Below are 9,190 nucleotides of genomic sequence, written 5' to 3'. Positions count from 1 at the left end.
CCCGAGAACCCGCCCCGCGAGGTCACGCCACATGTGACGGACCTGCTCCGACGCCTCCCCCTGACCGCAGGTCTGGTCACTTCCGCCGCCTACGACGTCCTGGCCTTCAACCCCCTGGCCCAGGCCCTCTTCAGCGACCTCGACACCCGCCCCAACCTGGCCTGCCGCCGCTTCCTCGACCGCGAAGAGGTCCTCACCGACGGCCACGAGGACTTCGCCGAGATCGCCGTCTCCCGCCTCCGCCGACCGTTACCCCCGCAGCCAGTACCTTCGCGACCTCCTGGCGCAGCTCAGCGCTGGCAGTGCGGAGTTCCGCGACCTGTGGGCCGGCAAGCAGGTCCGCCTCCCCGGACACCGCACCAAGTCGATGGTGCATCCGGAACTCGGCCTGTTGCGCGTGAACTGCGACGTGATCCCGATCGCCGATGCCGATCAGCAGATCGTGTTCATCACGCCCGACCCCGACACTCCCAGCGCTCGCGCACTGAGCCGACTGGCGCGGGTGGAGGTTTCCTAACAGTCTGGCGCGTCGCTATGCACGCGTCAGGTGGTACGCACCTTGAGATGCGCGCGCTCCCCCTGCTTCCCGAACAGGATCAGGAGCTCCACAGTCCGGTCGCCGTCGGCCCCGAGCCAGTGCGGCACCTGGGTGTCGAACTCGGCGGCCTCGCCCGGCTTGAGCACCAGGTCCTGGTCGCCGAGCAGTAGGCGCAGCCGACCGGCGATGACGTAGAGCCACTCGAATCCCTCGTGGGTCTTCAGATCCGGCTCGGCGTCGGGGCGCGGCGGGATGAGGAGCTTGTGCGCCTGGACGCCGCCCGGGTGGCTGAGCGGGATGTGGGTCATGCCGTGGCGTATCACCGGCCGTAGGTGGATGCGCGGGTCGCCTGTGCGGGGTGCGCCGACGAGGTCGTCGAGGGGGACGGCGTAGACCTCGGCGAGGGGGAGCAGGAGCTCCAGGGTCGGCTTGCGCGTGCCGTTCTCCAGGCGGGACAGGGTGCTCTCGTTGACGCCGGTGTGCTCGGCGAGTTCGGCGAGAGTCATTCCGCGGCGGTGGCGCAGGTCGCGCAGGCGCGGGCCGACGGCGTCCAGGATGTGCTGCTTGGTGTTCGGCATGACTCCAGATTGCTGAAACGGCATGAAGGATTGCAAGTTCGGCAGGACGGGGCGCAAGGTCGTCGGTGGCGGACCACGCTGCGAAAAGGAGACCTCACGTGCACAGCGACCTCGATACCGATACCGACTCCGCGACCTTTTGGGAGAGGCACTACGCGCGGCTGAACGCCAACTGGGGCACCAAGCCCAACGTGGTGCTGAAAGACCTCGTCACAACCTTCGCCCCGACCCCGGGCACGGCACTCGACCTGGGATGCGGCCACGGCGGCGACGCGATCTGGCTCGCCGGCCAGGGCTGGGACGTCACCGCCGTCGACGTCTCACAGACCGCGCTGGACCGCGTCGCCGAGTGTGCCTGGGCCGTGAGCGTGGCCGACCGGGTCCACCCGGTCTGCCACGACCTGGCCGAGAGCTTCCCCGCGGGCGACTTCGACCTGGTTTGCGCGACGTACTTCCACACGCCGCTCGAATTCCCCCGCACCGAGGTGCTGCGTCGGGCGGCGCGCGCGGTGGCGCCGGACGGTCTGCTGATCGTGGTGGAGCACGCTTCGGTGGCGCCGTGGTCGTGGCAGGCCGGTCAGGACGTGCAGTTCCCCACGCCCCAGGAGATGGTGGCGTCGCTGCGACTCGATGAGGGGTGGCGCGTCGAGCGGTGTGACGCGCCGCAGCGCACGGCCACCAATCCGCAGGGGCAGACGGCGACGGTCACTGAGAACATTATCGTGGTGCGGCGCGTCGCGACGTCGGACCAGGACCAGGACCAGGACCAGGTCTGAAGCTAGAACTAGGACAACCGGGTCGCGGTGTAGTTCTTGAACAGGATGTACGTGTCGATGATGTCCGAGGGCGCGCTCTCGATCGAGCGATAGATGCCCCACTTGGGCCGCACGTACGAGGTGTTCGCGGGGATGACCACGTTCTTCTCGCTGCCCTTCATGTACACGGGAGAACTCGGGTCGGTCCCGTTGAGCAGCGCGAACGTGGCCGCGCCCCGCTGGCCGATGGTCAGAGTCCACTGCACTGTGACCCACCGGTCCCGGAGCGGCGCGAGGCGGCCGGCGGCGATGTCAGGCGCGCCGGGAGTGCCGTACGCCCGTGCGTTGATCATCTCCGTGCCGCCGGAGCCGCGGGTGAGGTCGAGGGTGCACCAGGGGCCTGCGTCGGGGTTGACGGACTTGGTCTGGAAGATGTGCGTGAAGCGGCTCGTGCCGTGCAGCGTCGAGGGCATGTACATGGCGTAGTTGATCTGCCAGGTCTGGCCGTTCAGCATCTTGAAGGCCGTGCCGTTCTGCACCATGCCCTTGACCTCGGTGCGCTGCCGGTCGTTCGAGCCGGTGGTGTCGAGATCGTCGTGCCAGATGTTGATCCGGTAGTGGTCGGCGTTCTCGACCAGGACGTACGTGCGGTCCGGGTGCCGGTGGCCCCGGTCGGCCTCGACGCCCTCGAACGCGTTGAGCTTGTCCACGGCCGGGACCGGATGCCAGAGCGGCGTCGCCGCGGGGCGCGAGCCGGCGCCCCAGGCGGACGCTTCGCCCAGCGCGGTGAGTGTGACCGGTGCTGCGATCGAAGTGACCGCCAGGGATCGGATGACTGTACGTCTGCTCACGATCGCGGGACGTCGGGTGGGGTCTGTCATGATCGCGATTCCTTCCAGTTCAAGGGTGGGGGGAGGCTTCACGGCGGGTTCGCGCGAGGGCTGCGTGGTGTCTCATACATCTGATATCAATTGAGGTTAGTTAAGTTTCCTAACTCTGTAAACACCCGGATTCGCCCCAGGTCGCTGTATGCGGCAGAACGCCGAAGGCGCACCCGGAGCGATCCTGTGGGGATCGTCCGAGCGCGCCTTCGGCGTCTCAGTATGCGTCGATTACTCGACGAATCGACTCATCGACTACGGCAGCACAGTCACGGCAGCGACTACGGCAGCGCCGGAGCATCCCGGTCGACCGCCGAGTCCCAAGCGCCGGCCCCGAACGTGTTGTTCGCGATCGCGCCGGCCAGCGGCGTGACGCCGGTCCAGGACGGGAGCGCCGCCGCGACCGCCTTCACCGCCTGGCCGCCGACCGCGTAGACGTGGTGGACGTGCGGGTCGATCTGCTTCAGGTAGTCGGCGGTCTCCTTGGGCATGGACGTGCCATCGGTGAGCACCACCACCACGCCGCCGTTGAGGCCGTTGGACTCGCCCGGCCCGGTGTAGCGCTCCTGCCCGGCCGCGACACCGGCCGCCAGCGCGTCCGGGTAGTCGACACCGGTGGCGACCAGCGTTGGAGCCGTCGGCGTTGGAATCGCTCCAGCAGGCCGTGCTGTCGACCCAGGCGAGCACACGGGACCTGCGTCGAGACATGGATCCCCCTGTTGATGGACTTGAGGGGATCTTCCGGCTTGGCGTACCGCGACGGGTCCCGCAACCTGCGTATTCAGGGGACACACAAAGTGTCTATACGCAGGTTGCGATGGGGATCAGTTGATGCAGGGAATCCCGTTCTGCGAATCTGGGCTGTTCCCGGCGATGGTCCCGCCGTTCTCGCCGTTCCCGGAATCGGTCGCTGTCGCCGAAGCCGACGACGTCGCCGAACTGCTCGACGTCGAGCCCGTGGAACCCGACGTCCCCGACGTCCCCGGCGTCGTCGGAACCGTCCCGATCGTCCCGGCGGCGATCGAGTCGCCCTTGTCCGTGCCGATGAAGACCTGGATCGCGCCGGCGTTCAGCGAGTCGCTGGCGGTCGGGGTCACGCCGCCGAGCTGCGCGGCGACGGCCTGGGCGGCCGCCGAGGCGCCGCTTCCGTACAGCACCGTCGTGTGCTGGTGGTAGGGCCGGATGTTGTTGCCGACCGAGGCGGTCAGGCCGAGCGCGGTCAGGGCCGTGGACTCCTTGGTGGCCACGTTGTTCACGCCGGAGGCGTTGAACACCACGGCGGTGCCGGTGACGTGCGGGGGCGGCGTGCTGGTCGCGCTGGAGGTGGGGGTCGGGGTCGGTGAGATGACCGGGGTCGTGGCGGCCGGGGCGGTGGCGTCGCTGCCGGCGAAGGCGTTCTTCACGAAGGCCTGGACCGTCGGGATGTCGATGCCGTTGCCGACCTCGTGGTTCTTGCCGATCCACTTCCACTCCGAGTCGGTGACGATCGGGGCGGTGCGGAAGGAGGTGCTGCTGTCGGACAGGCTGGAGGCGTTGCCGGCGAAGTCCAGCAGATCCCAGCCGCTGTCGATGATGACGTCCTTCTCGGCGGTGCCGATCAGGCTGTCCATCTTCGACAGGTCGCTGAGGATGCCCTGGTCCTTGAGCTTCTTCAGCACCGCGGTGATGTAGGCCTGCTGCCGGTGCGTGCGGTCCAGGTCGCCGTTGGGCAGGTCCTCGCGCTCGCGGACGAAGGCCATCGCCTGCGTCTGGGTCTGGAGGGTGAAGACGCCCGCCGGGAAGTCCGCGCCGGAGTTCTCGTCCTTGGTCGGGCGCTTCAGGCAGACCTGGACCGGGCCGACGTCGCCGGCGACGTCGTAGAACCCCATCAGGTTCACCTCGGCGAAGTGGTCGATCGGGATGTTCAGCAGCGTTTCCAGGGTGGCGATCTGGGCCTTGATCCCGGCGGCGTGGCCGATCTTCGCGAGCTGGTGGACGTCGGTGGTGCCGTTCGCCGAGGCCTTCTGCGTCGCGTAGTAGTAGGCGTTGCCGTAGGCCTCCTTCACCTTCATCGTGCCCATCGAGTTGCCGTCGCCGTCCTGGGCGTCGACCCAGTCGTCGCGCGGTATCGACACCGCGGTCGGCGTGCCGTTGTTCGCCGGGATGTGCAGGATGATCTCGCTGTTGGCGTTCTGGCCGCCGAGCAGGTCGGAGGCGGAGCCGGCGTGCAGCTCGTCGTGCACGACGCTGTCCGGCAGCGGGTCGCCGTTCATTGCGTACCGCGAGTCCAGGCCGACCAGCAGGACGTTGACCGACTTGTCCAGACCGGTGTGCTTGGGCGCCGGCGCGCCGTGGGACAGGTGCACCTGGCTGGTGTCCACGGTCTGCACCCCGCTGTCCAGCTTGTGCACGCCGTACCAGGCCACGCCCGAGCTGGCCAGTACAGCCGCCCCGGCCAGGGCGAAGGCGCTGCGCGCGGCGATGACCGCCGGCGGGGTCCGGCGCACCGCAGTGCCCGCCTGCTCAGCCTTCTCGACTTTCCCTCTCTTAGCCACGGTGCGCCCCAGCCTGGCGAGCACCCTCGGCCACGGCACCCTCGGCCACCGCACCCTGCGACGCCGGGGCCGCCGACCCCGGCTCCCCGCCCCGGCCGACAGCCGCCTTCAGCAGCGCCACGACCAGAACAACCCCCAGCGTCACCAGCGTGATGACGAAAGCATGGTGCAGCGCGCTCACGGCGTCCGTGCCCATCTTCGTGCGGTTGGTCCCGCTCGGCTCGGACAGCAGCATCCCCAGGACGGCGGCGGGCACCACGATCATCGGCTGCGCCGGCACCAGCCACCACAGCCCGCGGCGGGTCGCCGACAACGTCGCGGCGCACGCGCCGAGGACCGCTCCGGCCTGGAACACCGGGCCGTCGCCGTTGCCGCGCATCCCGGCCGCGATCCCCGCCGCGACCGGGATGCCCACGGCGACCAGGGCTGTCAGCCCCGCCCGTGCGCGTTCGTCGAGCCCCGCCATGTCTTGTCCCCCGTCTGTGCTGAGGTTTCTCCCTTGTGGGGGACGCATGGATGTTCGGGGTGGTTCCCTGCTGAGACGAATTCGTGACGATCTGGCCGGGCGGTCACGGACCGGAGTCAGTCGATCGTGAGCACCGCGTTGCCCTGCACCCGGCGCTCGTAGACGTCGACGACGGCCTGCGCGGTGTCGGCCCAGTCGGCGACGCGCCCGACCTCGGGATGCAGACGGCCCGCGCCGACCAGGCGGACCAGGGTGGCGATGTCCTGGCCGTCGGTGACCGGCGAGATCCAGTGCGGGAAGTGCTTGACGGTCAGCGGGGTCGAGGCCATCAGGCTGAAGAAGTCCAGGGTCGGCGCCTTCAGGCCGGCCTGGCCGTACCAGAGCACCGTGGCGCCGGGCGCGGCCTTGCCGACCGCGTCGGCGAACTCCTGGCCGCCGACGGATTCGAAGACCAGGTCGTACCGGCCTCCGGCGTCGGCGGCGCGCTTCACCACCTGCGCGGCGCCGAATTCCCGCAGCCGGACCGCCCGGGTGTCGTTCGACGTCACCGCGACGATCTCGGCCCCCGCGCCGGCCAGCAGCTCGGTCAGGAAGAAGCCGACGCCGCCGGCCGCGGCCGTGACCAGCGCTCGGCGCCCCACGATGTCGCCGGCCGCCCGGACCAGCCGCAGCGCCGTGAGCCCGGCGAGCGGGAGGGCGGCCGCGGTCGTGGCGGAGACGGCGTCGGGCAGCTCGGCGAGCCTGCCGGTCGGGACCGCGACCCGCTCGGCCCAGCCGGTGCCCTCCGGGTGGCCGACGACGCGGGTGCCGACGGCCGGACCGGAGCCGTCGGCGGCGGCCCGGACCACCACGCCGGCGATGTCCTGGCCGGGACGCCAGCCCTTGTCCGCGGGGCGGCCGTAGCCACCGGTCAGGAACAGGGCCTCGCCGCGGTTGACGGAGAAGGCTTCGACCGCGACCACGGCTTCGTCGGCCTGCGGTTCGGGCTCGGGGACGTCGGTGATTTCCAGGGAGTCGGCCAGCGTGTTCAGGCCGGTGGCGATGACAGCTTTCATGTCTCCGACGGTAGGCAGCCAGCTCTCCCATTGAAAGAAGGCACTCGCCGGTTGTATAGGTACCTGGTGGAAACCATCGAGGTACAGGCCTGGAACCTCTTCGAAAAGGGCTGTCCGTCCCGGCAGATCTTCGAGCGGATCTCGGACCGCTGGACCGGCATCGTCCTGATGGCGCTGGAGGACGGGACCCTGCGCTTCTCGGAGCTGAAACGGAAGGTCGAGGGCGTCAGCCAGAAGATGCTGACCCAGACCCTGCGGGCCCTGGAGCGCGACGGACTGGTCACCCGCGAGGTGTTCCCGACCGTGCCGGTGACCGTCGAGTACACGCTGACCCGGCTCGGAGCCAGCCTGCTGGCCACGGTGCAGCAGGTGCGGGCCTGGGCCTACGCCAACATCGAGGAGATCGACGCGGCGCGGGGCGTGTACGACCGGCGCGCGCTCAGTTCCTGACGTGGCGCACGCGCGCGGCCGCCGGCGGAACCACAGCGGCCGGCGGCGTGGCGGGGATCGCGCGCAGCGCCCGGGTTGCAGCCTCGATGACCTCGGACGGCAGCCCGGCGAACACCGCCTCGTGCGCCGCGCTGGTGGCCCGGACCGCGCGCTCGGCGAGCTTCACGCCCTCGGGGGTGAGGCGGACCAGGGTGCTGCGGCCGTCGGCGGGGTCCGGTTCGCGGTGGACCAGGCCGTCGGCGGCCAGCCGGTTGATGACGTTGCTGGTGCCGCCGGTGCTGAGCATGAGGTCCTGGGTCAGCTCGTTGGAGCGGAGGCGGTAGGGCGCCCCGGCACGCCGGAGGGAGAGCAGGACGTCGTAGGCCGCGACCGTGAGGCCCAGGGCCGGCAGCTCGGCGCGGGTGGCCGCGTCCAGGCGGCCGGCCAGGATGAGGACGCGCTTGGTGAGCTCGGTGGTCGGGCCCAGGACCTCCGGCAGCTCAGCGCGCCACGCGGCGATGAGCTGCTCGGCGCGGTCGGGAGGGCTCGTCACGCTTGACAGCGTAGACCCCTTCTCAGATAGCTTTTAATAAAGCTTTCTTTGGAGGGGATTTCTCATGGGTGCTTCCCGCCTGCTCGTCTCCGGTATCGCGTGCCTCATCGACTTCGACGACGCCGCTCCGTCCGGACCGCCCGCTTCCGCCGTCCCGACCGTGCGCTCCGGCGTCGACCTGCTGATCGAGGACGGCCGCATCGTCGAGGTCGGCGTCGGTCTGCCGGCCGGGGCCGCCGAGGTCATAGACGCCTCGGACCGCGTGGTCTTGCCCGGCTTCGTCGACACTCACCGTCACCTGTGGTTGACCGCGCTGCGGGCGCTGACCACCGAGACTGACCTCGGCGGCTATCTGGAGCTGGTCGCGGGTCGGCTCGGACCGCGGTTCACGCCGGACGACCTCCGCGCGAGCGCCTACTTCGGCGCCCTCGAATGCCTCGACGCCGGGGTCACCACGGTGCAGGACTACGCGCACGCGATGCGGTCTCCGGACCACGCCGACGCGGCCGTGTCAGCTCTCGAAGCGTCGGGCATCCGCGCGGTGTTCGGCTACGGCTTCCCGGTCTTCAGCACGTCCCGGGACCTCGCCGACATCCGCCGCGTCCGCGAGCGCTACTTCCCATCCGACGACGGCGGCTTGCTGACCATGGCGCTGTCGCCGATGGGCCCCTCGTACTCGCCGATCGAATCGGTGCGCGAGGACTGGAAACTGGCGCGGGAGCTGGAGCTGCCGATCGCAGTCCACGTCGGCGCCGGACCGGTCGCCGAGCGCCCGATCGCCACTCTGGAACGCGAGGGCCTGCTCACCGCCGGCACGGTCTACGTCCACGCCAACTCCCTGCCGGACGAGGAACTGCGGCGGATCGCGTCCTCGGGCGGCTCGGTGGCGATCGCCCCGGCCGTCGAAGCGCAGATGGGCCACGGCGCGCCGATGATCGGACGGCTCCGGGCCGCGGGGATCGGCTACGGCCTTGGCGTCGACGTGGTCACCGCCACCGCCGGCGACATGTTCACGCTGATGCGCGCCGCCCTGGTCACCGGCTACCTGGGCGAGGGCTCGCGGCCCTCGCCGGCCGACGTGCTGCGGGCCGCGACCCTCGGCGGGGCCGAGATCCTCGGCCTGGCCGGGCGGATCGGCTCGCTGCGTCCCGGCAAGCGGGCCGACCTGGTGCTGCTCCGCGCCGACGCGCCGAACCTGCTGCCGCTGCACCACGACCCGGTCGGCACGGTCGTCTCGTCGGCGCACCCGGGTAACGTCGACACCGTGATTGTGGACGGTCGGGTGGTGAAGCGGGCCGGGGCGCTGGTCGCCGGAGGTCTTCCGGCGGCGCACGAAGCCCTGCTGGCCGCCGCGCACCGTATCGCGCGGTGAAGTCGGCTTATACACTCGTCATCGACGTG

Annotated in this window: 10 protein-coding genes and 1 pseudogene; 4 read left to right on the top strand and 7 right to left on the bottom strand. The window is 70.3% G+C overall.

What is annotated here, in order from left to right:
- Positions 1-33: 33 nt before the first annotated feature.
- Positions 34-517: pseudogene (locus GWK61_RS60915) on the top strand (MmyB family transcriptional regulator).
- A gap of 26 nt (positions 518-543) precedes the next feature.
- Here GWK61_RS60915 and GWK61_RS56895 read toward each other — a convergent pair.
- Entirely contained in the window at positions 544-1,116 is a 573-nt protein-coding gene (locus tag GWK61_RS56895) for a helix-turn-helix domain-containing protein (protein WP_228562992.1), read from the bottom strand.
- Between the two features lie 98 nt (positions 1,117-1,214).
- On the opposite strand from GWK61_RS56895, the gene GWK61_RS26755 reads away from it, so the two are divergent.
- Positions 1,215-1,892, top strand: coding sequence for a class I SAM-dependent methyltransferase (locus GWK61_RS26755; protein ID WP_194912479.1), 678 nt, complete (start codon positions 1,215-1,217; stop codon positions 1,890-1,892).
- 8 nt (positions 1,893-1,900) lie between these two features.
- On the opposite strand, the gene GWK61_RS26750 is transcribed toward GWK61_RS26755, so the two are convergent.
- The 5 genes from GWK61_RS26750 to GWK61_RS26730 form a co-directional block, all read right to left on the bottom strand.
- Entirely contained in the window at positions 1,901-2,752 is an 852-nt protein-coding gene (locus GWK61_RS26750) for a hypothetical protein (RefSeq protein ID WP_194912477.1), read from the bottom strand.
- A 281-nt stretch (positions 2,753-3,033) separates the two neighbouring features.
- Positions 3,034-3,441, bottom strand: a complete 408-nt coding sequence (locus GWK61_RS26745) for a cell wall-binding repeat-containing protein (RefSeq protein ID WP_323747767.1) — start codon at positions 3,439-3,441, stop codon at positions 3,034-3,036.
- Positions 3,442-3,576: 135 nt separating this feature from the next.
- Positions 3,577-5,286: an LCP family protein gene (locus tag GWK61_RS26740; RefSeq protein ID WP_194912474.1), complete on the bottom strand. Its 1,710-nt coding sequence runs from the start codon at positions 5,284-5,286 to the stop codon at positions 3,577-3,579.
- Entirely contained in the window at positions 5,279-5,752 is a 474-nt protein-coding gene (locus GWK61_RS26735) for a DUF6542 domain-containing protein (RefSeq protein WP_194912473.1), read from the bottom strand. The genes GWK61_RS26740 and GWK61_RS26735 overlap by 8 nt, the downstream gene beginning before the upstream one ends.
- Before the next feature lie 116 nt (positions 5,753-5,868).
- Positions 5,869-6,807, bottom strand: a complete 939-nt coding sequence (locus tag GWK61_RS26730) for a zinc-binding dehydrogenase (protein ID WP_194912471.1) — start codon at positions 6,805-6,807, stop codon at positions 5,869-5,871.
- Between the two features lie 66 nt (positions 6,808-6,873).
- Between GWK61_RS26730 and GWK61_RS26725 the strand changes: the two genes are divergently transcribed.
- A complete protein-coding gene (locus tag GWK61_RS26725) occupies positions 6,874-7,257 on the top strand; it encodes a winged helix-turn-helix transcriptional regulator (protein ID WP_323747766.1) in 384 nt (127 codons plus the stop codon).
- On the opposite strand, the gene GWK61_RS26720 is transcribed toward GWK61_RS26725, so the two are convergent.
- The gene (locus GWK61_RS26720; protein WP_194912469.1) at positions 7,247-7,789 is read right to left on the bottom strand and encodes a MarR family winged helix-turn-helix transcriptional regulator; all 543 of its coding nucleotides are present in this window, start codon (positions 7,787-7,789) and stop codon (positions 7,247-7,249) included. The genes GWK61_RS26725 and GWK61_RS26720 overlap by 11 nt on opposite strands.
- Positions 7,790-7,853: 64 nt before the next feature.
- Here GWK61_RS26720 and GWK61_RS26715 point away from each other — a divergent pair, with 64 nt between their 5' ends.
- The gene (locus GWK61_RS26715) at positions 7,854-9,161 is read left to right on the top strand and encodes an amidohydrolase family protein (protein ID WP_194912468.1); all 1,308 of its coding nucleotides are present in this window, start codon (positions 7,854-7,856) and stop codon (positions 9,159-9,161) included.
- Positions 9,162-9,190: the final 29 nt, after the last annotated feature.

The organism is Catenulispora rubra, from assembly GCF_015356825.1.
GTDB classification, from domain to species: domain Bacteria; phylum Actinomycetota; class Actinomycetes; order Streptomycetales; family Catenulisporaceae; genus Catenulispora; species Catenulispora rubra.
This window is presented reverse-complemented; position numbering and strand designations above follow the sequence as displayed.

Excerpts from the sequence above, each read along its gene's own strand:
- GWK61_RS26735 (WP_194912473.1), bottom strand. The coding sequence starts at position 5,752 with ATGGCGGGGCTCGACGAACGCGCACGGGCGGGGCTGACAGCCCTGGTC.
- GWK61_RS56895 (WP_228562992.1), bottom strand. The coding sequence starts at position 1,116 with ATGCCGAACACCAAGCAGCACATCCTGGACGCCGTCGGCCCGCGCCTG.
- GWK61_RS26750 (WP_194912477.1), bottom strand. The coding sequence starts at position 2,752 with ATGACAGACCCCACCCGACGTCCCGCGATCGTGAGCAGACGTACAGTC.
- GWK61_RS26715 (WP_194912468.1), top strand. The coding sequence starts at position 7,854 with ATGGGTGCTTCCCGCCTGCTCGTCTCCGGTATCGCGTGCCTCATCGAC.
- GWK61_RS26730 (WP_194912471.1), bottom strand. The coding sequence starts at position 6,807 with ATGAAAGCTGTCATCGCCACCGGCCTGAACACGCTGGCCGACTCCCTG.